Origin of the sequence: Caballeronia glathei (assembly GCF_000698595.1) — a bacterium.
Taxonomy (GTDB): domain Bacteria; phylum Pseudomonadota; class Gammaproteobacteria; order Burkholderiales; family Burkholderiaceae; genus Caballeronia; species Caballeronia glathei.
In genome coordinates this window covers 1-20,829 of the sequence record NZ_JFHC01000071.1, presented here as the reverse complement: position 1 = coordinate 20,829, position 20,829 = coordinate 1, and the positions used below count along the sequence as shown (strand labels likewise).

General features: G+C 62.0%; 17 protein-coding genes and 2 pseudogenes. 5 read left to right on the top strand and 14 right to left on the bottom strand.

Annotated features, from left to right (window positions below; translation table 11 throughout):
- Positions 1–9 precede the first annotated feature (9 nt).
- The 5 genes from choW to BG61_RS31110 form a co-directional block, all read right to left on the bottom strand.
- Entirely contained in the window at positions 10–912 is a 903-nt protein-coding gene (gene choW / locus BG61_RS31130) for a choline ABC transporter permease subunit (protein WP_035928442.1), read from the bottom strand.
- A complete protein-coding gene (locus BG61_RS31125; RefSeq protein WP_035928841.1) occupies positions 905–2,074 on the bottom strand; it encodes a quaternary amine ABC transporter ATP-binding protein in 1,170 nt (389 codons plus the stop codon). Before BG61_RS31125 ends, choW begins: the two co-directional genes overlap by 8 nt.
- Positions 2,075–2,380: 306 nt before the next feature.
- Positions 2,381–3,253: a glycine betaine ABC transporter substrate-binding protein gene (locus BG61_RS31120; RefSeq protein ID WP_035928848.1), complete on the bottom strand. Its 873-nt coding sequence runs from the start codon at positions 3,251–3,253 to the stop codon at positions 2,381–2,383.
- A gap of 256 nt (positions 3,254–3,509) precedes the next feature.
- Complete coding sequence (locus BG61_RS31115; RefSeq protein ID WP_129572082.1) at positions 3,510–4,004, bottom strand: hypothetical protein; 495 nt, start codon at positions 4,002–4,004, stop codon at positions 3,510–3,512.
- Between the two features lie 562 nt (positions 4,005–4,566).
- On the bottom strand, positions 4,567–5,238 hold the full coding sequence (locus BG61_RS31110) for a hypothetical protein (RefSeq protein WP_129572083.1): 672 nt from the start codon (positions 5,236–5,238) through the stop codon (positions 4,567–4,569).
- A gap of 323 nt (positions 5,239–5,561) precedes the next feature.
- Here BG61_RS31110 and BG61_RS43600 point away from each other — a divergent pair.
- Positions 5,562–5,654: pseudogene (locus BG61_RS43600) on the top strand (IS6 family transposase); the annotation flags it as partial.
- A gap of 35 nt (positions 5,655–5,689) precedes the next feature.
- On the opposite strand, the gene BG61_RS31105 reads toward BG61_RS43600, so the two are convergent.
- On the bottom strand, positions 5,690–6,628 hold the full coding sequence (locus BG61_RS31105; RefSeq protein WP_035928449.1) for an aldo/keto reductase: 939 nt from the start codon (positions 6,626–6,628) through the stop codon (positions 5,690–5,692).
- Between the two features lie 609 nt (positions 6,629–7,237).
- Complete coding sequence (locus BG61_RS31095) at positions 7,238–8,614, bottom strand: GntT/GntP/DsdX family permease (RefSeq protein ID WP_035928455.1); 1,377 nt, start codon at positions 8,612–8,614, stop codon at positions 7,238–7,240.
- Positions 8,615–8,886: 272 nt separating this feature from the next.
- On the opposite strand from BG61_RS31095, the gene BG61_RS31090 reads away from it, so the two are divergent.
- From BG61_RS31090 to BG61_RS31075, 4 genes are all read left to right on the top strand, one after another.
- The gene (locus BG61_RS31090) at positions 8,887–9,606 is read left to right on the top strand and encodes a FadR/GntR family transcriptional regulator (RefSeq protein WP_035928457.1); all 720 of its coding nucleotides are present in this window, start codon (positions 8,887–8,889) and stop codon (positions 9,604–9,606) included.
- Between the two features lie 94 nt (positions 9,607–9,700).
- Entirely contained in the window at positions 9,701–10,468 is a 768-nt protein-coding gene (locus BG61_RS31085; RefSeq protein WP_035928857.1) for an SDR family oxidoreductase, read from the top strand.
- 84 nt (positions 10,469–10,552) lie between these two features.
- Positions 10,553–11,845 (top strand): MFS transporter, encoded by a 1,293-nt coding sequence (locus BG61_RS31080; protein ID WP_035928460.1) that lies wholly within the window; start codon positions 10,553–10,555, stop codon positions 11,843–11,845.
- Positions 11,846–11,879: 34 nt separating this feature from the next.
- Positions 11,880–13,127: an enolase C-terminal domain-like protein gene (locus BG61_RS31075; protein ID WP_035928463.1), complete on the top strand. Its 1,248-nt coding sequence runs from the start codon at positions 11,880–11,882 to the stop codon at positions 13,125–13,127.
- A gap of 21 nt (positions 13,128–13,148) precedes the next feature.
- Here the strand turns inward: BG61_RS31075 and BG61_RS31070 are convergent, their stop codons facing one another.
- From BG61_RS31070 to BG61_RS44715, 7 genes and pseudogenes are all read right to left on the bottom strand, one after another.
- Positions 13,149–13,772, bottom strand: coding sequence for a glutathione S-transferase family protein (locus tag BG61_RS31070; protein ID WP_035928466.1), 624 nt, complete (start codon positions 13,770–13,772; stop codon positions 13,149–13,151).
- Positions 13,773–13,942: 170 nt separating this feature from the next.
- Positions 13,943–14,323 (bottom strand): potassium channel family protein, encoded by a 381-nt coding sequence (locus tag BG61_RS31065; protein WP_035928469.1) that lies wholly within the window; start codon positions 14,321–14,323, stop codon positions 13,943–13,945.
- Between the two features lie 156 nt (positions 14,324–14,479).
- Positions 14,480–15,493, bottom strand: a complete 1,014-nt coding sequence (locus BG61_RS31060; RefSeq protein WP_035928860.1) for a DUF2955 domain-containing protein — start codon at positions 15,491–15,493, stop codon at positions 14,480–14,482.
- A gap of 8 nt (positions 15,494–15,501) precedes the next feature.
- A complete protein-coding gene (locus tag BG61_RS31055) occupies positions 15,502–16,629 on the bottom strand; it encodes an HlyD family secretion protein (RefSeq protein WP_035928471.1) in 1,128 nt (375 codons plus the stop codon).
- Positions 16,622–18,178 (bottom strand): TolC family protein, encoded by a 1,557-nt coding sequence (locus BG61_RS31050; protein WP_035928474.1) that lies wholly within the window; start codon positions 18,176–18,178, stop codon positions 16,622–16,624. Before BG61_RS31050 ends, BG61_RS31055 begins: the two co-directional genes overlap by 8 nt.
- A gap of 18 nt (positions 18,179–18,196) precedes the next feature.
- Complete coding sequence (locus tag BG61_RS31045) at positions 18,197–19,300, bottom strand: AI-2E family transporter (RefSeq protein ID WP_035928477.1); 1,104 nt, start codon at positions 19,298–19,300, stop codon at positions 18,197–18,199.
- Between the two features lie 146 nt (positions 19,301–19,446).
- Positions 19,447–19,836: pseudogene (locus BG61_RS44715) on the bottom strand (DUF3141 domain-containing protein); the annotation flags it as partial.
- Positions 19,837–20,829: the final 993 nt, after the last annotated feature.

The window sequence follows — 20,829 nt, the reverse complement described above, 5'->3', positions numbered from 1 at the left end:
CTCTACGCGTCAGTTCTGCGCGACTGCCCGCTCACGTCGCAGGCGCATCACGTTTCGCAAGCCTGCGAAACGCGGGGTCGCGGTATCGCCGGGCGAGCGGCCGAAGCTCTCGGTGATACGATCCAGAATGATCGCGAGCAGCACGACCGACAGGCCGCTCTCAAAGCCCAGTCCGATATCCAGACGCTGAATACTGGCCAGCACATCGTTGCCCAGCCCGCCCGCACCGACCATCGACGCGATGATCACCATCGACAGGGCGAGCATGATCGTCTGATTGACGCCCTGCATGATCGACGGCAACGCGTTCGGAAACTGCACCTTGTAAAGCAGTTGCCACGGTGTGCAACCGAACGCCTGCCCTGCCTCGACGATCTCACGGTTGACGTGACGAATGCCAAGGCTCGTCAACCGCACGGCGGGCGGCATCGCAAAGATGACCGTCGACAGGATGCCGGGTACGCGTCCGAGGCCGAACAGCATCGCCGCAGGGATCAGGTAAACGAAGGCCGGCATCGTCTGCATCAAGTCGAGAAGCGGCCGCACCACTGCCGCAACGTACTTGTTACTTGCGGTCCAGACGCCGAGTGGAATGCCGAGCAGCAAACTGATCAGGGTCGACGAGAACGTGAGTCCCAGCGTAATGACCGTCTGGTCCCAGAAACCGGTCGCATAGATCAGCAAGAGCGCCAACGTGGTGAAGAACGCGAAGCGCCACCCGATCCGCCACAGCCCGATGCCAATGAAGAACGCCATCAGCGCCCACATGGGAATCGCTTGCAGGCTATGCTCGATCAACGCGGCGAAGCTCTCGATTGCCCTTCCGATCGAATCGAAGGCGCTGGCATCGTGATCGAGCAGATAGTGAACGGACTGGTCGACCCAACGGCCAAGCGGAATGATTTCAGACAAGGGAGCCTCGATTGCGCGTGAGAACCTTTAGAACGACAGCCTGATCCACCGACCCGCAGTAGCGCTCTTCTTCATCGACGACAGGCAATGCGGTAGCGTTCGAGGACACGCGCGACATCACATGATCGAGCGACGCGCTGCGCGAAATGGACTCTATCTTGCGAAGTGACGGCGAAGCATGACCGGACGCATCGCGCGTCACGAAGCCGCGAATCCGCCGTTCGGCGTCGAGTACGAACGCATAGCCGGCGCTGCCGTTGAGCGTCGTCGCGACGCTCGACGCGTCCAGATTGCGCATCAGAGGCACGCGGTTGGTCTGCATCACGTCGCCAGCGGTCAGATAGCGGCTCGTATCGACGCCTTCGAAGAATGCCCGTACATAGTCGTCGGCCGGGCTGCTGATGATCTCATGCGGTGTGCCGATCTGTACGACGCGTCCGCCTTCCATAATTGCGATCCGGTTGCCGATGCGCATCGCCTCTTCGAGGTCGTGAGACACGAACATGATCGTGCGCCTCTGGTTCTTCTGCAGTTCGAGCAGCACGTTCTGCATCTCCTTGCGCTTTAGCGGATCGAGTGCGGAAAACGCCTCGTCCATGATCATCAGCGAAGGATTGACGGCAAGCGCACGCGCCAGGCCGACGCGCTGCTGCATGCCGCCCGACAGCGCGGATGGCAGCTTCTGAGCGAACGCCGCCAGACCCACTTGCTCGAGCACGTCGAGGGCACGCTTCTCACGTACCTTGCGGTTCATGCCGGCCACTTCGAGACCGAACGCAGCATTGGACAGCACCGTACGTTGAGGCATCAGCGCGAACGACTGGAACACCATGCTCATGTCGGTACGCCTCAGTGACGTCAGTTCGCTACGGCGTACTGCGGCAATGTCACGGCCATCGATCACGACCTTGCCCGCGGTCGGCTCGACGAGCCTGTTGATCAGGCGGATCAGCGTTGACTTGCCGGATCCGGACAGACCCATCAGCACGAAGATCTCGCCTTCCTGAACGTCGAAGGAAGCATTGTGCACACCGACGATCTGCCCGGTTCGGGCGAATATCTCGTCCTTTGTGACACCGCGCGCGAGCAAGTCGCGAGCCGCGCCGGGATTGTTACCAAACACCTTGCAGAGAGCTTCGACCACGACTTTTGGGGAATTCATCAAATTCATGTCCTCGTGGTGCAGGCGCCAGCCTGCACCGTGTTGCTCCGTGACTTGGCCCGTGGCCCGTGCAAACACTGAAGCTGATCGCGCCCGAAGGAGCTTGCAGCAGGGCTCGGCCGCCCGATGCCTTTTGCGCAACCGGCGGCTGCACACGCCGTCGATCAGCAGGGATACCTGAATCAAGCCGCCATGATTTGAACGGGACGCACGCATCACCCTATCTGCGCGAATGCGGGACACATGGATATAAGGCAAGTGCGTCTGGCTATCGACGTCAGGCGGGAAACACGAAGCCGGAAAGCGTCACTGCGCGCCAGCAACCCAGCTATCCACGCGATCCCCGTGCGCGGAAATCCACGCATCGGCCGCAGCCGTCGGCTTGCTGCCATTCTCGGTAGCCAGCATGACGCTATCGATCTCACCCGGTTTCCACTGGAACTTCTTGAGGAAGGCAACCACAAGCGGGGCCTTCGTCTCGAGCTGCGGGTTGACCACGCTATCAACATGTTCGGCGCCGCCGAACACCTTCTTGGGATCGTCCAGGAATTTGAGTTTCCACTTGCCAAACATCCAGTGCGGTGCCCAGCCTGTCACGACAATCGGCTTGTCCGCTTTCATCTGGCGAGCGAGTTCCGCCGTCATGGCACTGCCCGAACTCGGCATCAGCGTGAGACTGAGGTTATAAGCCTTGATGGCATCGTCGGTTCGCTTCATCACACCGGCACCCGCATCAATTCCAACGATCCGGCCATTGAAATCGGCCTTGTGCGCTTCAAGATCGGCTACGCTCTTCTCGGGCAGCGTAGCAGGCACGACCAATCCAATCTTCGCATCGGGAAAGTTTGTGCCAAGGTCGGTCACCTTCCCTTTGAACTGTTCCCAGTAGGCGCCATGTGTCACCGGCAGCCACGCTGACAGTGTCGCATCCAGATCACCTCGCGCCACACCCTGCCACATCACCCCTGCCGCCACGGGGACGAGTTGGACCGGATAGCCCAGACGCCTCTCGATGACGCGTGCCACCACGTTAGATGTTGCAACACTGTCATCCCAACCTTCGACATAGCCAATCTTGATCGTCGGCTTATTGGCTTCAGCCGCGGTGACGGTTGTCATCGTCGCGACGAGCGCGGCGCCTAACGCACTGCACAGCAACTGCTTCTTGAAACCCTTCATCTTCGTTTTCCTTTGTTTGTGGACCATGCGGCCGAAACGACCTGGCTGGAACTCGCCAGATACCACTCTCTCGCATCTGCCTCTTGGCGATCATACGGGCTATCCGGAAGCCGTTGAGCAGGATGCGGAGCCAGCAGAAAATATGATCTCAACACGGGGTGGTGCGGCGATGAAGTGCACGACGGCCTTGTTTGAGGGAGCCCATGCAGATAACGGGAAAGCGTGATTCGATAGAGGCCCGCAATGCCTCGGCGCCTCAAGCTGCATCGCGCTGAGGCAATTCGATACCACGTGACCACATAGCACGGGCAAGGTTGGCATCCGTTGGTTCGCTCAGGATGGCGCTGCCGCGCCACTTTACCGGCATGCGAGCGAACTCTGCGATGCTGCTGAAACCTTGGCCTCGATAAACGCGATGAGATGCGCCCCCGGTTGCGGGAGTAAGGAAACCCAGTTGGCGCGCGTCCACTATCAAGGCGTCGGATTGTCTGGCCGACTTGCTCGCCGCGATCGCCCCGGCTATCGGGCCGAAAACGCGTGTCCAGTGGCAGCAGACACTCGCGTCGTCGAAGATTGCAAACAGAAACGCTGCGTGGCGTGCGGCGTAGAGACCGCCTTCATGATGAACAACCGGGATCAATAAACGTAACAAGGCACTGCCCTTCATATCGTTCTTGCACGCTTTCATTTGAGCAAAAGAGGCGTCAAGTCGCCGATAAAGATCGGATGCAATACATAAAAATCTCGTCAACACAGATCCGATGCCACAACCCTGAGGATCTGGTCAGGCGCGCGGCGCGACCCGTCATGCATGGCCCATGTCGTTGTCGCTATAGTGCCTGGGCTTCAGACTCTGGTCCGCAGTCGGCAGCATCGGCACACTCGCGAACAGACTCCCGGAACCTGCCACGCGCACATTGCAACCTTCGACGCCAATTGAGGATAGGGAGCCGTTGGACCGGCACATCTCGCTTGTCAGTCGTTGGCGTGGAGCGAGACTGCGCGGCATTGCGAATCGTATGAGACAAGCAAGCGATATAAACATCGTATCAATAAGGTCATCCGGGCAATCGGCATGACACTCACTCCAGACGTGCTTTCGCCGCTCCGACGATCGAGATTGAATTCCCCTGTATCCGCTGAGCCAGCAATCAAGAAAGCGCTGACGGGCAGAGTCAATTGCAACCATACGCCTCTGCCCTGGCCCACTGCGGGTTGCGCGGAAGATGGAACAAATCCATGCGGCTATTTCGCAAACACAAAGCAAATCACTGAAATGCTCGTATAGCCCCTCGAATACCAACGTTCACAACTCATTTGAAGTGGTGATCGTGGGCGTACGCGTCGACAACCAGCGGGCTGCCTCCGTACTGCTCGCAGAAGTCGCGAATCCGCGCTTGCTGGGCTTTGTACGACGTGTCAATCTCGTCAGTCGCGCCGGCCGAAATGTAGCGCTTCTCGTCGGCGAAGAGCTCTTTAAGCAGGCTTTGAGCCCGCTCATTCAACACGGTGTGTCCATACCTGCGCACGGCCTGATGCAATACCGGCCAGCGGTTGTTGTCCGTACGCCGAAAAAACTTTAACGCTGAGTCGACCATGAGCAGGACGACGTGATGCGACGGTGCTTCCAGGCCACGCGCGGCCCAACAGGTCTTGTTGTCTTCGACCAGCGATGCGTGGAAGGCTTCGAAGCCTTCAGGCGTATTTATTGCGTCGAAGTCGAACTCGGCAGCTTTGAATCGTTTGACTAACCGCGCGACCCAAGCTTCATAGGCTTCCTTCGGGACGTCCGTCGATTTGATCGAGATCGCACGCCAGGCTGACTTGTCGATGCCGCCAAAGGTATCTTCCGGATGCGTCGCCAGCCAGTTTTCGCCTTGCGGAACGTAGGTCTCGTAGTGGTCGGCAATCTTTCTATTAATCGTCATTGCGGCGCCTCCTGTCGTGTGCTGGGTCGTGGCGTTGGTCAAAGCGGTGACGGACATCGGTCAGGTCGGGGCCAACACGGTCGCCATCAACTATATCGTGAACACCTCGAACGCAAAAAGTTGAACGGCCCGCCCTGCCCCACGCGCCCCAAAAAGCCCGTGTGATGAGGCTTTGCCTGTTTCGACTCGTCAATTCTAGTGGCTCCCACCGCCTACCCGAATTGGGAGACCTTGCTTGAAACCGACAGGAGCAGAAATTGGGACCGGACTTACCCGCTTACATTCGGGCGCCGACCCGGCACGACAAGAAATCTCAGGTGGAAAGAGTCATCCGATCCCCTTTCGGTCGAACTCGCACAAGCAGCACATCTATCTGAGTGTTGGGCGCTCTTGACGCGGAGCGGGAAACGCCGATCAAGATTCGCCAAGACAAGTATCTGAACAACGTCGTCGAGCAAGATCACCAGGCGATCATCGACTGCCTCCGGACGCAGTCCACGTCTCACTATCATTTGCTTTGCGGAATGAAACCCGGGCTGCCGGTCTTGACGACTTCGTTAAACCTCTGCCTTGTCTGAATCCGGTTGATCTCGTCGAACGCGTCGGCCGGAAGCGCGGAGATGTCGAAATTCTCGCGCGCGCGAGCCGCAGTCTTGGGCGTAGTGAGCAAAGCCCCGCCACGCTGCAGCGCCCAGGCAAGCAGTACCTGTGCCGGCGTCTTTCCAATTCGCGCGGCAATCCGGGAGATGACCGGGTCCTCGAGCGGCCCCGGCCTTATTCCGTGACCCAATGGCGCAAAGGCCAAGAACACGACCCCGTTCTCCTCGCAGAACTCCAGAAGTTCCGTTTCTGGAAGGTACGGATGTGCTTCGACCTGCACCACTGCTGGCTTGATTCGTGCCGATTCATACAAGGGCCGCAACTGGTTCAGACTGATGTCGGACAATCCGATGGCCCGGCATCTTCCACGGTCGACCAAGTCTTCCATTGCCCTCCACGTGTCGAGCAAAGTCACGCCCTTATCGTAGATGACACTGCCGTTTTCGTCGCGCGGGTCCTGCTCGTCTCCTGGTTGAAATGCAAACGGCGTGTGAATGAGATAAAGGTCCAGATAGTCAATCCCCAACCTTTCAAGACTTGCATCGAAAGCGCGTTCGACCCGCTCGGGACGATGATTGGAGTTCCACAATTTTGTGGTCACAAAGATGTCTGTGCGCGTGATCCCTCCGGCGGCAAGCCCTGCCCGCAGGGCCTCGCCCACCTCACGCTCGTTCCGGTATCGCTCGGCACAATCGAAGTGTCGATATCCGGCTTCCAGCGCGTCTCTGGTGGCACTGATAGTCGTAGCCGCATCGGAAATCAGCGTGCCGAATCCGACGGCGGGCATACGGCCGCCACCGTGATTAAGCACTATCCTTGTGCTCCGAAAATCGGAAGGCTCGATCATGACGACACCTCCACACTATCTCGCGCCCAGCGACGAAGGACCGGCGCTTGAGCGCGTGTTGGCAACGCCAGGTCCATGAACAGAAAAAACGTCAACGTAATTGAGTCGGATGAGCGCTTCATAGCGAATCCCTTGCTAAAGAGTTCGTGGGTGCCGACTGCGTCTCGTTGTTTTTAGGTATGTGAAGTGCCGGCTCCGCGTTGACGAACGCGACGTAGTCGTGACCGATCACGTGCTGATACATTGCATCGGCGTGCGCGTCGGTGCGCGTCGAAAACGAGTACACGGTCTGCAGATTGACTTGACGTCATTTCGGGTCCGAGCCGTACGGCGTGTTGCTGCCATTGCCGACATGGCCGCCGTCTAAGTGTAGGCGATGCCCAGCCCAGGCGCAGGCCTCGGTGCGTATCTCCCGTTAAGCTCGAAATTGTCGAATCGCATGGTGCCGCTGATGTTCCCGCTGCTCCGGCTGAACGACGTCGTGCCCGGATACTGGCTGTGCGTATCGACAAAGCCGACCACCGCGGGACCGAACGTGTAGTCCGAGCCCGCGCCGAACGTGCGCAGAACGTCGGCGCCCAACCGGAAGCCGCCCGTTTCAGCGCGTCATCACGCGAACACGCTCCACAGCGCGAGCGTCATTGCAAGACCGACCACCGACACGATCGTCTGCAGGATCGACCAGACAAACACCGTCTGTTTGAGCTGCAGCCCGAAATACTCGCGGACCATCCAGAAACCCGCGTCGTTCACGTGACAGAAAAATACCGATCCAGCACCGATCGCCAGGGCCAGCAGCGAATTGTGGGTCGCGCTCAGTCCCACGACGACCGGCGCGACGATGCCCGCCGTCGTAGTCGTTGCGACGGTCGCCGAGCCGGTCGCCTGACGCAGCGCGACCGCGACGAGCCACGCGAGCAGGATCAGCGGCAGATGCGTGCTGACTGCGATCTTGCCGATCGTCGAGCTGATGCCGGCGACGACAAGCGTCTGCTTCAGGCCGCCGCCCGCGCCGATGGTGAGCAGCAGCGCGGCAATCGGCGGCAGGCTCTTGCGCAGAACGGCGCCCACGCGCTCGCGCGGCATACCTCGCGACCAGCCCAGCGCCACGATGGCGAACAGGACCGTAAGCCCGAGCGCGACCAGCGGTTCACCGAGAAAATCGAGCGTATCGAACAGAAGTGTTTGCGGTGCGAGCAGCAGTTTCGCGACCGTGCGTCCAAGCATCAGTACAACGGGCAACAGAATCGTGATCAACGAGATCCCGAAGCCGGGCAGGTCCGTTTGCGTCGCTTCAGACCGGAACAGCTTGCCCATCTCTTCCGGTTCGGCCACGTGCATCCGTTTCGACAGCGCGATGCCGTAAAGCGGACCGGCTAGGATGACCGCCGGAATCGCGACGATCAGGCCGAGGCCGAGCGTGATGCCGAGATCCGCGTGCAGCGCACTGACCGCGATCAGCGGGCCCGGATGCGGCGGAAGCAGCGCATGCAGCGTCGTCATGCCGGCGAGCGCGGGGATCGCGATGCGCAGGATCGGCTGCTGCGAGCGGCGCGCCATCACGAAGATGATCGGCACCATCATCACGAGGCCCACCTCGAAAAACAGCGGCATGCCGATGATGATCGCGACGAGCGCCATCATCCACGGCAAGCGGCTCGGCGTCGAATGTTCGAGGATCGTCGATACGAGCCTGTCGGCTGCGCCGGAATCGGCCATCAGCGCGCCGAGCATTGCCCCGAGCGCGATGATGATGCCGACATCGCCGAGCAGCGCGCCCGCCCCTTTGCTGAACGCGCCCGCCACGGCGTCGAGCGGCAGCCCCGCCGTGAACCCCGCGGCGAACGTACCGACCAGGATCGACAGGAACGGCGCGATCTTCAGCGCGCTGATGAAGACGATGATCAGTGCGAGTCCAAGCACGCACGAAAGAATGAGCCGCGTGTCGTGCGATGACCACGGCGTGAAAGGTGTCGTCAGATGCACGGGGGTCCCTTTGTCAAAGTTGAAGATCGGTCGCGGCGGTCGATGCGTTCGATGGGTTCCTTCGCTCGCGCGTCGTGCTTCGCCCTGCCGCGAAGTCGACGTTGATTGTAGCGAACGCTGAATAATCACGACGAAATCGGCTGTTTCCGCCAGCACTGGACGGCCATGTAGCTCCTTGGAACGACTGCAACCTCTCGGGGACAACCCGGATTGCTTCGATATCTTTGCTCGCATATCTTTCTACATCATACGTATGACCTAGAGAGAAAACCGTGGCAACACTACACCGGCAGGTTCTCAACCAGATGGGCGAGCAGATTTGCGCAGGCAAATTTGCACCGGGCGACATCCTGCCCGCCGAACCCGTGCTCGCGGAGCAGATGAACGTGAGCCGGATCACCATCCGCGAAACGATGAAATCGCTCTCCGCCAAAGGCATGCTTCAGGTGCGCCGCCGCCACGGCACGATCGTGCTTCCGCGTTCGCAATGGCAGCTATTCGACCCGGACGTGATCACCTGGCGCGCGCGGGCGGGCGCCATCGACGACGACCTGATTCAGGACTTGATGGAACTCCGTCTGATCATCGAGCCGAACGCCGCCAGGCTTGCGGCGAAGCGCGCGACGGAAGAAGACCGCATCGCCGTGCGGCGCGCCTTCAAGGCGATGGAACGCGCCGTCGCTGGCCACGGCCAGTACGTGCCCGCCGATCTGGCGTTTCACGGCGCGATCCTGACCGCTTGTCACAACCAGTTCGTGCAGCAGATGCAAAACGCGCTTTCGGCAATTTTGCGCACCAGCTTCGAACTCAGCTCGGAGATCGCCGGTGGCCCGGCGCGCTCGCTGCCGATGCACGAAGCGTTATGCGTCGCGATCGAGCAAGGCGATCCGGCTGCGGCCGAGCAAGCGGTCCTCACGCTCATCCAGCGCGCGGAGAAGGATTTCGAGGACCGCGCCGCGTTGACCCGGACGGTCAACGACAAGCCCGTCTGACATACCGATCAGCAGGACATCATCGCGGCCCCGTACCCGGCCGCGACGGGCGCACGCACGCCTATTTCTCGAGCATCCGCAAATGGAAAAGCACATGACACAGTTATTCGATTTGAGCGGCCGCACCGCGCTCGTCACAGGTTCAGCGCGCGGCATCGGCTTTGCGCTTGCCGAAGGGCTGGCGACCGCTGGCGCAACCGTGATCCTGAACGGTACGCGCTCCGATACCGTCGCCGAGGCGGCCGGCCGGCTCGAAAGCAAGGGTTTCAAAGCGCTGGGCCGCGCATTCGACGTGACCGACGAACACGCCGTCGCCGACGCCTTTGCGCAATGGGACAAGGACGGCGTGCAGGTCGACATCGTCGTGAACAATGCGGGTATTCAGTTCCGCAAGCCGCTCGTCGAACTCGAACTCGCCGACTGGCAGCGCGTGATCGACACCAACCTGACGAGCGCGTTCATCGTCGCGAAAGAAGCGGCGCGACGCATGATTGCGCGCGGCACGGGCGGGAAGATCATCAACATCGGTTCGCTCACGAGCGAGTCGGCACGCGCAACGGTTGGTGCCTACACGGCGGCCAAGGGCGGCATCAAGATGCTGACCCGCGCGATGAGCGCCGAGTGGGCCGCGTCGAACATTCAGGCGAACGCGATCGGTCCCGGCTACATCCTCACTGACATGAACAAGCCGCTCGTTGAAAACGCGGCCTTCGATGCGTGGGTGAAGAGCAGCAACCCCTCGCAGCGCTGGGGAAGGCCGGAGGAGCTCGTTGGCACGGCGGTGTATCTGTCGTCGCCGGCATCGAGCTACGTGAACGGTCAGATCATTTACGTGGACGGCGGCTGGCTCGCCGTGCTCTGAACTCAATTTCTCGACGGGAATAACACACAACCAGAACGACTCCCGTCGTTCAACCCTCGTGCGCCCTGCGCACCCGGAGACATCATGGAAAGCGTCAAACCCGTAGCAACACAAAGGTGGTGGTATCTGATGCCCATCATCTTCATCACGTACAGCCTCGCCTACCTCGACCGCGCGAACTATGGTTTCGCAGCTGCAGCGGGCATCGACAAGGATCTGGGCATCACGCCCGGCATGTCGTCACTGATCGGCTCCCTCTTCTTTCTCGGCTATTGCCTCTTTCAGGTGCCCGGCGCGATCTATGCGCAGCGCAACAGCGTCAAGAAGCTTATCTTCTTCAGCCTGATTCTGTGGGGCCTGTGCGCCGCGGCAACCGGCATGGTCAGCAATATCCCGATGCTGATGACATTGCGATTCGTGCTCGGCGTGGTGGAAGCCGCCGTGATGCCGTCGATGCTGATGTACATCAGCCGATGGTTCACGCGCAGCGAGCGCTCGCGTGCGAACACGTTCCTGATTCTCGGAAATCCCGTGACGGTGCTGTGGATGTCGGTCGTGTCCGGCTATCTGGTGCACAGCTTCGGCTGGCGCGAGATGTTCATGATCGAAGGCCTGCCGGCGATCGCATGGGCAATCGTGTGGTGGTTCACGGTGAAGGACCGCCCCGCTGACGCACCGTGGATGACCGACGCCGAAAAGGCCGAACTCGATGCGCGCCTCAAGGCGGAGCAGGCACACATCGCGCCGGTGCGCGACTACAAGTCGGCGTTCCGTTCTTCGATCGTGCTCAAGTGCTGTGCGATTCACGCACTCTGGAGCATCGGCGTGTACGGTTTCATCATGTGGCTGCCGTCGATCCTGAAGCAGGCCTCGACAATCGATATCGTATCGGTCGGCTGGCTCGCCGCCGTGCCGTATCTCGCCGCCATTATCCTGATGCTGCTCGCCTCGTGGCTTTCCGACAAGACCCGCAATCGCAAGCTCTTCGTCTGGCCGCTCCTGCTCATCGGGACCATTGCGTTCGTGGCGTCGTACCTGATCGGCGGTTCGCATTTCTGGATCTCGTTCGCGCTGCTGGTCGTGGCAGGCGCGGCGATGTATGCGCCGTATGGCCCGTTCTTCGCTCTCGTGCCGGAGCTGATTCCGAGCAACGTGCTCGGCGGCGCGATCGGCATCATCAACGCATGCGGCGCGCTGGGCGCATTCTGCGGTTCCTGGGTGGTCGGCTACCTGAACGGCGCGACCGGCAGCCCCGCTGCTTCGTACATGTTCATGGCGGCCGCACTGCTGCTCTCGGTCATTCTGATGATCACCGTGCCTGCGCATTCGAATCAGCGCGTGAAGGACGAGGGACCGCTCGCCGTTGGCCGCACGTGAAGCGAATTCGACCAACACCTCTGGCAGACTGAATATGGCAACCCTCATCACCGATGTTAAGGTCATCCTGACCGCGCCCGAAGGCATCAATCTGATCGTCGTGAAGGTGGAGACGAATCAGGACGGCCTGTACGGTCTCGGCTGCGCGACGTTCGCGTATCGGCATGTCGCGGTCAAGTGCCTCATCGAGGAATACCTGCGGCCGCTTTTGATCGGACGCAATGCCGAGGCGATCGAAGAGCTCTGGCAACTGATGCACCAAAACGCCTACTGGCGCAATGGCCCGATCGAGAACAACGCCATTTCTGGCGTCGACATGGCGCTGTGGGATATCAAAGGCAAGCTCGCGAACATGCCGCTCTATCAACTCTTCGGCGGCAAGTGCCGCGAAGGCGTGCCGATCTACCGTCACGCCGACGGCCGGGACCTCAACGAACTGTGCGAAAACATCCAGCGGTACCGCGAACAGGGCATCACGCATATCCGCTGCCAAAGCGGCGGATATGGCGGAGGCGTCTACGGCAAGGCGCCCGCGGGGGCTCCTCAGGGCGCCCCTGACGGCGTGTACCTGGACAGCCGCAAATACATGCGCGAGACGCTCAAGCTCTTTGACGGCATCCGCAACAAGGTCGGCTTCGACGTCGCGCTGTGCCACGACGTGCATGAGCGGCTAAAGCCTGTCGAAGCGATCAGGTTTGCGTGCGAACTGGAACAATACGACCTTTTCTTTCTGGAAGATGCCATCGCGCTCGAAGAAGGCGAATGGATGCGTCAGCTGAGAGCGAAGACAACCACCCCCCTGGCGCAGGGGGAGCTCTTCAACAATCCATCTGAATGGCGCTTCCTGATCACCGAGCGGCTGATCGATTTCATTCGCGTTCACCTGAGCCAGATCGGCGGCATCACGGCCGGGCGCAAGCTGCAGATTTTCGCGGAGCAGTTCGGCGTGAGGACCGCCTGGCACGGCCCCGGCGACATGTCGCCGCTTGCGCACGCGGCGAACATTCACATCGATCTGGCGTCGCGCAATTTCGGCGTCCAGGAGTGGTCGGGGACGGAGCCGCCGAACTTCGTGATCCAAGAGTTGAAGGGCCAGAAGGCTGCGTTGCTCGATGTGTTCCCTGGTCTGCCCGAATTCCGCAACGGACACGTCTACGCGAACGACAAGCCCGGACTCGGCGTGGACATCGACGAGGCCGAGGCAGCGAAATATCCGTGTGAGAACACCGCGACGACGTGGACGCAGACACGGTTGAAGGATGGAACGCTGCAAACACCGTGAGAGTGATGGCGCTGCTACTAACTATGGTGTCCCATTCCTGCAGTAGGCCGCAAAACCGGGGCGTTCCCCCAGCCGTTCGAAATAATTCGATACCGCGGGGAAATGGGGATGTTCGAAGGGCGTGCTGAACCAGCGATTCACTGACAGTCCCACCGGAATGTCGGCGAGCGAGAATTGCTCCCCGGCGACGAAGGCACCCGTCGTCTCAAGCCGGCTATTCAGTATGCGCATGTGCCTGCCCCAGTTTCCGAGCGACTCGGCAATCTGGTTCGCGTCCACGTGGGCGGGCGACTTCCTGACCAGGCCCAGAAATGCGTAGCTCCATGACCGGTTCAGGTCGGTTGCCTGCCAGTCCATCCACTGATCGATCGGCGCCCGCACCACCGGGTCGGCGGGATACAACGCCTGGCCGCCATAGCGGGAAGCCAGATAGCGAATAATCGAGTTCGACTCCCAAAGCACGAAGTCTCCGTCCTTGATGACGGGTACCAGCCCATTGGGATTCAACGAAAGGAATTCAGGCGTATCGGCTGGTCTGAAGCCCGTTCCCCAATCCTCCCGCTCAAAGGGAAGGTGCAGTTCGGCACACGCCCAGAGCACTTTGCGGACGTTGATGGACGACGCTTTTCCGAGGATCTTCAGCATGCGAGGCCGTTGTGAAAGTCGACCCGGCGAGTCTAAACATGCAAAGCGGTCGGGGCAATACACAGTTCGGTGCACGGAGCGCCTGGGTGAAAGCTTTCACCCGTTCAAGGAGCTGCACGTCAACGGCGGCGAGGCTGCGCGGCGGGAGATCCCCCGCCGCCGCCGCATCCCTAGCCCTGGATGCCAGCCCGACGCGCCGCCTCCTGGACACCGCGCACCGCGGCAGCGGTGACGACACCTGTTACCAACAGGCCCACCACGCCGAGCAGGATCGCGTCGATGCGGCCCAACGTAGTCGTGGGAACCACGTCGCCGTACCCGATGGTGAGCGCCGTGATCGTGCAGAAGTAAAGCGTCTGCCCAAGGGACGATGGCGCACGGTTCGCTGCTTCGATCGGTCCACCCGCGTAATACATGCCGACCGAAAGCAGGACGAAAATCGCCAGCAGCCCGGCGAGGATCGCTCGCAGATACCAGATGGTCCTCGCAAATTCCTCGAACACGTGGCGAGCCTGCAAGGGGCGGTCCGCGGCTTTCCTGGCATTGTCCATGATGGAACCTCTCGCAATCTCGTGAAAGAGCCTGCAAACATGTCCGGTCCTGAAAGGATGCAGACAGAAGGCCGGCCAGCGTCACCTTCGGACGACGGACGGCGTATGGTCACAACCTTGAAGCGCATCTCGCCGCCACCCGGGGCGGGCTATCGGCTATCGCACACGGCCGGGCTGATCGAGAAGCTGGAGCATCAGGCACGCATACAGGGTCACGGCAACGAAAAGGCCCATGCGCACCGCGAAGGCACTATAGACATCCTTGCCGGCCACACTGTCCTGAACCGACTGACCGAGCAGGATAATGAGGGTGACGAGGCTGTTCAGCCAGAAGCCGGGACGGTATCGCTGCGGCCTGACGGAATAGAGCTTGCGCGCCATCAGCAGGCCAAACAGCAACATCCACAGGAAGAACATCCATAGATGGGCGGAGAGCCTCAGTGCAAACCAGAACACGATTGCCAGCAAGCCGCCGAACAGCGTGGACCCGAGAAGTTCGCGTGCCGCGCCGCGAGCCGACGTCGTGCAGCTTTGCCGGCCAAGACTGACGGACTTCATGATGATCGGCATGTAGCTGGCGGGATCGGTCAGGGCGAGCAGGAAGGCGGGCATCACCACCAGTGCGGCGCGCAATGCGATCCGGCCGGCCTCGGCATCGGGCAAGGCCGGGGCAGCAGGCTGTGCGCGGCCCCTCGCGGGTTCGGGAAACAGCCAGTGGCTGACAGCCAGCACCACCACGGCAAGCAGAAGCCCTTTGACGAGGGCGCCCACGACCGTGACGGCCAGTTGATAATCGGCGGTGCCTGCTGCGGAGATCATCGTGAGCCCGGCCACCAGAAAGGTCGCGATCAGATTGTTTCCTCCGCGCAGACCATAGCGGAAAGCAAGGAAAAGACCCAGACCGATCAGCAGCACGCCAGAGGCAGGGTAGTGGCGCAGCAACGGGATGAGCAGCAGACCGGAGCCGGTGGTCAACATCACCACCAGCGCGAGGCCCAGCGCGGCCTTGAGCGACAGCGGCCGGTCGAGCGTGGCAAGCAGAAAGACGGCGAATACCGGGGCGACCACCGGAATCGGCAGGTCGAGACCGAAACTGGCCGCAAGGCACAGCGCGGTGCCGCTTGCGAGGCGTAGCGGACGCTGGCTGAGAGGGTCACGTTCCCTGAACATGGTCGCCATCAGTAGACGTAGGAAAGCCAGCTCATCAGACGCAGGAACACGCGGCCCGGCAGGTTGAGCGGATTGCCCGGCCTCGGAAACGCCATGACTTCCGCCTGCCCGCCAATACGGATGCCGCGAAGCGAGGGCGCCGCACCCGGCGCAAACTCGACGATCACCGGGAAACGTTGCGCCGGACGCAGCCAGTCGCGGCTGTTCTGGACGGTCGGCAGACCGCCGGGCGGCGTGCTCTGGCCGTCGCTGACGCCATACCCCACGCTGCGAACGCGTCCTTCGAATATCTCGCCCGGCAGCGCGTCAAGCACGATGCCGACCGGCGTGCCAGGCTCGACATGCCCCAGGTTGTTTTCGGTCATATCCGCGCTCACCCAGACATCGCTCATCGAAATCAACGTCATGACGGCTGCGCCGGCAGCGGCGAACTGGCCGACGTCGGTGCGCAGATCGGTGATCAGGCCGGCCGAGCGCGCGCGTATCCGCGTATTGGCCAGGTCCAGTTCCGCCTTTTTCACAGCGGCGGAGGCGCTGCGCAACTGCGCGTTGTCCGCATCGCCGCCACCTTGCTGTTCGCGCGCGCGCTCCACCTCGGCGCGGGCGGCGGCGACCTGACTCACGGCCTGTTCGTGGGTGGCGCGGGCCACCTCGAGGCGGCGCAGCGACACGGTACCCTCGTCTTCGCGGTACAGCCTCTCCAGACGCTCGCTATCCTGACGCGCCTTGACCTCGTTTGCGATGGCGGCGCGCAACGATGCCCGCGCCGAATCGATGCCTGCCGTGCTCGCGCCTATCTGACGGCGTATCGAATCGAGGTCGGCACGTGCACGGTCGAGCGTGATCTGGTACTGCAGCGGATCCACTTCGAACAGGACGGCACCGGCCTTCACTTGCTGATTGTCGTGCACGAGCACCCGGATCACCTGCCCCGACACTTCCGGGGCCACCGCGACCACGAATGCCTGCACCCGCGCCTGCTGGGTGTATGGCGTGAACCGGTCGGCGAGCAGGTACCAGACGAGGCTCACTACGATCACCACGACGACCCACTTGACCCCCTTGCCTGCCGGATCGGCGGCGGGCGCTGGCGTGTCGGGCGGCGTCGTTGCCGGAGGTTTCGGTGCCTCACTCATCGGGATTTCCCTCCGGCAACGCCTGGCGTGTCGTCACGGACGGCGGCTTCGAATCGTTCAGCAGATCGCCCCAGTTGGTGCGTTGCTCCATCTGTTCACGGGTCGCCGCGTCGACGAGCGGCTCGCCGGTATGCCAGCCGCCGCCGAGGGCCGCGTAAAGGGTAATCAGGCTGGACACGGCATTGCCGCGGTTCACCACATAAGCGTCCTGCTGGGACGAGAGCGCACGCTGCGCATCCAGTACCCGCTGGAAGTCCGAGTATCCCTCGCGATAGATCGTATTGGCGAGCGTCAGCGAGCGCAGCGCGGCGAGTTCCGCGTCGCGCAGGATACTTTCGCGCTGCAGTGCCGAGACGAGACTCGTGGCGGCATCGTCAGCCTCGCGCGCGGCCTCGCGCACGGCATTCTGGTAGGCGACGATCAGCTGCTGCAGACGCGCGTCCTGTACCCGCACGTTGTTCGTAATCCTGCCATGGTCGAACACGTTCCAGCTCACGGTGGGACCGCCGACGAGCGCCAGCGTGCTGGGCGCGCCCGCCACCGAAGTGGCGGTCCAGACCAGGCTGCCAAGAAGGGTCACGGAAGGATAGAGATCGGCCTCGGCCACGCCGATCAGCGCCGACTGGGCAGCAACGTTCAGTTCGGCCGCGCGAACGTCCGGACGGCGCAGCAGCAGGTCGGCGGGCACGTCCTGCAGCACCGCGCGGTCGACGAGCGGGATCATGCCTTCCTTGCCCGGCTGCGCCTCCAGTTCGGGCAGCGGACCTGGCGGGCGGCCGATCAGGGCGGACAGCGCATGGCGGGAAAGCACGATCTGGCTCTCGAAATTGGGAATCGTGGCGAGCGTGCCCAGATACTGTGTCTTCGCCTGCTGCAGATCCAGCTCATCGCTCTCGCCGCTCTTGAACAGACGCTGGGTGATCTCGAAGCTGCGCTTTTGCAGCTTGGCGTTGTCGCGGGCGATGCGCAGGCGCGCTTCGGCCGTGCGCAGGGCGTAGTAGGTGTTGGCCACCTGGGCGTGCAGCAGCACCAGCACATCGTCATGGTTGGCTTTGGCGGCAAAATAGGCGGCATCGGCCGACTCGATCGCGCGGCTGAAACGCCCCCAGAAATCGAGTTCCCAGCCGACGCTGAAGCCCGCGCTGTATTGCAGGAATCCGCCCGAATGGGGGCGGTTTCCGCCGGAGCGCTTTTCATCGCCGTACAGAACTTCACCGGTGATCTGCTGCACTTGCGGGTAGCGCCCGCTCAGCGCAATGCCCAGTTGAGCGCGCGCCTCCACCACGCGCAGCCCGGCGATTCTCAGGTCGGCGTTGTGGGCGTCGGCTTCGGCAATCAGACGCTCGAGATTCTGGTCCTCGAATACCTGCCACCACTGCCGGGCGTCGGGCTGTACGCCCTGGGCGGTGACCTGCGCGATGGGCGGGCTGCTCCAGTGTTCGGTCCAGGCCTCGCGCTGGGGATGAAAGTCGGGCCCGAGCTGGACGCAGCCACCGACGCACGCCGCGCCGATCAGCAGCAGGCGTTCGGGGCGGGCGAAGCGCGGCACGGCACGGCCCTCGCGGTATCAGGACTGCTTTTGCTCTTGCGTCACCTCCGCTTTCGGCTGGTCCTCCACCCATCGCCAGAACAGTTGATAGCCGACTGCAAGCGCCACCGGACCAATGAACAGCCCGATCACGCCGCCGGTGACCATGCCGCCCAGCGCGCCGATCAGCACGACCGGCATCGGCACGTCGACGCCGCGGCCCAGCAGCAAGGGCTTGAGTACGTTATCGGCAAGTCCCGCAACGAAGACGTAGATCGAGAAGACGATCGTCGCCGCGCTGACACCTTCGGTGGCAATGACAAAGGCGATTACCGGAATCGTGATCAGCGTGGCGGGCAATTGCATGATCCCGAGCAACAGGACCAGGAACGCCAGTACGCCAGCGGCGGGAACACCCATCACGACAAAAGCAACGCCTACCAGCAGCATCTGGATGAACGCGATACCCACCACGCCTTGCGCCACCGCGCGGATGGTCGCGGTACACAGTTCGGTGATCGCCGGGCCGTTCTCGGGGCCCGAAATGCGCGAAGCGATCTGCACTGCGCTGCGATGCCCCGCTTCCCCGTAAGCCATGAAAATTCCCGCGACGATCACGGCAACGAAGAAGAGCAGCAGCCCCGCGCCGAGGCTCGTGACCGTCCCCAGCAGCACGACACCGACCCCCTTCAACTGAGGGGCGAACTTCATCACGAGACCGGTCAGGTCGGTGGCGGCCTGCATCCAGAATTCGTACAGCCGCTTGCCCACCAGCGGCCAGGCCGCTACCGACTCGGCCGGCGGCGGAATCTGGAAGGTGCCGCTCTTCGCGATGTCAATCGCACGCTCCAGCGAGGCGGCCATCGCGTTGCCCAGCAGCCACGTCGGCACGAGGACGATGATGAAGGTAACCAGAACGATCAATGTCGCGGCATGGCCGTCCTTTTTGAGCACCCCGCGCCTGAGTCTGACCTGCAGGGGATAGAGCGTGATCGCCAGGATCAGGGACCAGACCATCAGGTTGAGGAACGGGTAGAAGATCCGGAAGCAGAAAATCACCAGAACCGCTATCAGCCCGGCGCGGATCAGTACATCTAGCAGCCCGCGGGAGAGCGCCTTTTCGGAAGTGAGCGTCGGCAACATCGATTGCCTCCTTGCAGGTCAGTGGCAGGTGTTGGAGCCATATACCAAACTTGCAGTCAAACGTATCGAGCCGCCACGATGCGACGAATCCGTCTCCATCGACGATGCAGATATTCGACGCCCCGTCATGACGCCCGGGATGCAGCGTTGCCGACGATACCCGGCTCCGCGCCACCCGGATGCAGCGCGTGCGCATTCTTGACGACCTGCGGCTCGGCCGCGCAGACCAGCAAGGTCTCGCGCGGCTCCGGATCGCGGAAGAAGGTGACGAAATACCGGGGATTCCCCACGCGCAATGCGACATCCATCCGCGAATCGTCCTTGAAGCCTCCGATGCCGGGACCCTGCCCCGCACGCTGAACGATGATCAAGCCTTCTGAGGTTGGTGCCGTGCACGATGACTTCGCGGGTTCGCGCAATCGCGCTGGCGATCCCGTAGTGAGTAGCGCCCTTGCCGTAGAAGCGGTTGCGTCCCCGGGACGCTGCAGCGTGGGCGAGGTCAAGCACGCGCCTTTCGGCCCGCGCTCGCGCGACATCGGCGACGACGATCTTCGCGCCCGGGATCGACACGGCTGCACAACGAGCCGCCGATCCGCCAACCGGTCCAGCGCCGACGATGACGATCTTGGGTTGCCGCATGGCGTGCTCCCGTCGTGCCCGGACAGTCGAACACCTGCTCCAGGCGCCAGTCCGTCCACCCAGCCAATGTGGTTCGATGAATCAGGTGCAGGTCACCATTCTTTTTCGAAGAAGAGGCGAACTTGATGCCCGCCGCTCGGCGAAACGACTGCAAAAAGGCTCGGGCGCCGTGTTGACGAGGATTGAGGCGCATACGGGCCGTTCACATCGGGCCGAACGGGACAAAAGTACGTCAGTTCTAGAATATGACTAGCGCGCGCCGGCAGGTATTGGACTTTGGTCCAATGTCACGGGGAGCGGCAGTCGACCAGCCACGGAATCGCGCGTGTTTTCTCCGACGGAGTGCGCGTACTGCCTTCGCGGCGGCAGCCCATGCTGGCGCGATACCGCGCCGGGGAGGCGCACCGTCGCGCCGGATTCTTCTCACCCAAGCCGACGTGGGTGCCAACCCCAGGCGTTTGTGGGTCCGGCCGCTGTTGTTGCGATAGCCGGGCCTCGCTGGGCTGGCCTCGTTGCAGAGTTGCTCATACGAGCACTCCGATTTCGCCGGACGCGAATGTGGGACAAGACTATGTCCGAAATCGGAGTTGAACATCCTGAAGATATCGAATGTCACCGGAGTCGAGCCGGAGGCGAAACGGTGGCCGGCCAGTCGGAAGAATGAAGTGGCTGCGTCCATGCCAGAGGCGGCGCGTGCAGGCCGGTCGGCAAGTGAACCGAGAGGACCGATCGCACTTGAAATCCTCGCGAAGTGACATATGCTGCTGCCATGATCTACGCTTGTCCGCTTTGCGTAGCAAGTTCCAGACAGAGAGGCCGCCGACAGGCGCAATGCGGCCCGACAAATCCCGAAAGGCGCCGATGCAGCGCACCCGTCACACTCCACACTC

Coding starts and splice junctions, on each gene's coding strand:
- BG61_RS31125 (WP_035928841.1), bottom strand. CDS start 2,074: ATGAATTCCCCAAAAGTCGTGGTCGAAGCTCTCTGCAAGGTGTTTGGT.
- BG61_RS31120 (WP_035928848.1), bottom strand. CDS start 3,253: ATGAAGGGTTTCAAGAAGCAGTTGCTGTGCAGTGCGTTAGGCGCCGCG.
- BG61_RS31110 (WP_129572083.1), bottom strand. CDS start 5,238: ATGTCCGTCACCGCTTTGACCAACGCCACGACCCAGCACACGACAGGA.
- BG61_RS31105 (WP_035928449.1), bottom strand. CDS start 6,628: ATGATCGAGCCTTCCGATTTTCGGAGCACAAGGATAGTGCTTAATCAC.
- BG61_RS31085 (WP_035928857.1), top strand. CDS start 9,701: ATGACACAGTTATTCGATTTGAGCGGCCGCACCGCGCTCGTCACAGGT.
- BG61_RS31080 (WP_035928460.1), top strand. CDS start 10,553: ATGGAAAGCGTCAAACCCGTAGCAACACAAAGGTGGTGGTATCTGATG.
- BG61_RS31075 (WP_035928463.1), top strand. CDS start 11,880: ATGGCAACCCTCATCACCGATGTTAAGGTCATCCTGACCGCGCCCGAA.
- BG61_RS31070 (WP_035928466.1), bottom strand. CDS start 13,772: ATGCTGAAGATCCTCGGAAAAGCGTCGTCCATCAACGTCCGCAAAGTG.
- BG61_RS31065 (WP_035928469.1), bottom strand. CDS start 14,323: ATGGACAATGCCAGGAAAGCCGCGGACCGCCCCTTGCAGGCTCGCCAC.
- BG61_RS31060 (WP_035928860.1), bottom strand. CDS start 15,493: ATGTTCAGGGAACGTGACCCTCTCAGCCAGCGTCCGCTACGCCTCGCA.
- BG61_RS31055 (WP_035928471.1), bottom strand. CDS start 16,629: ATGAGTGAGGCACCGAAACCTCCGGCAACGACGCCGCCCGACACGCCA.
- BG61_RS31045 (WP_035928477.1), bottom strand. CDS start 19,300: ATGTTGCCGACGCTCACTTCCGAAAAGGCGCTCTCCCGCGGGCTGCTA.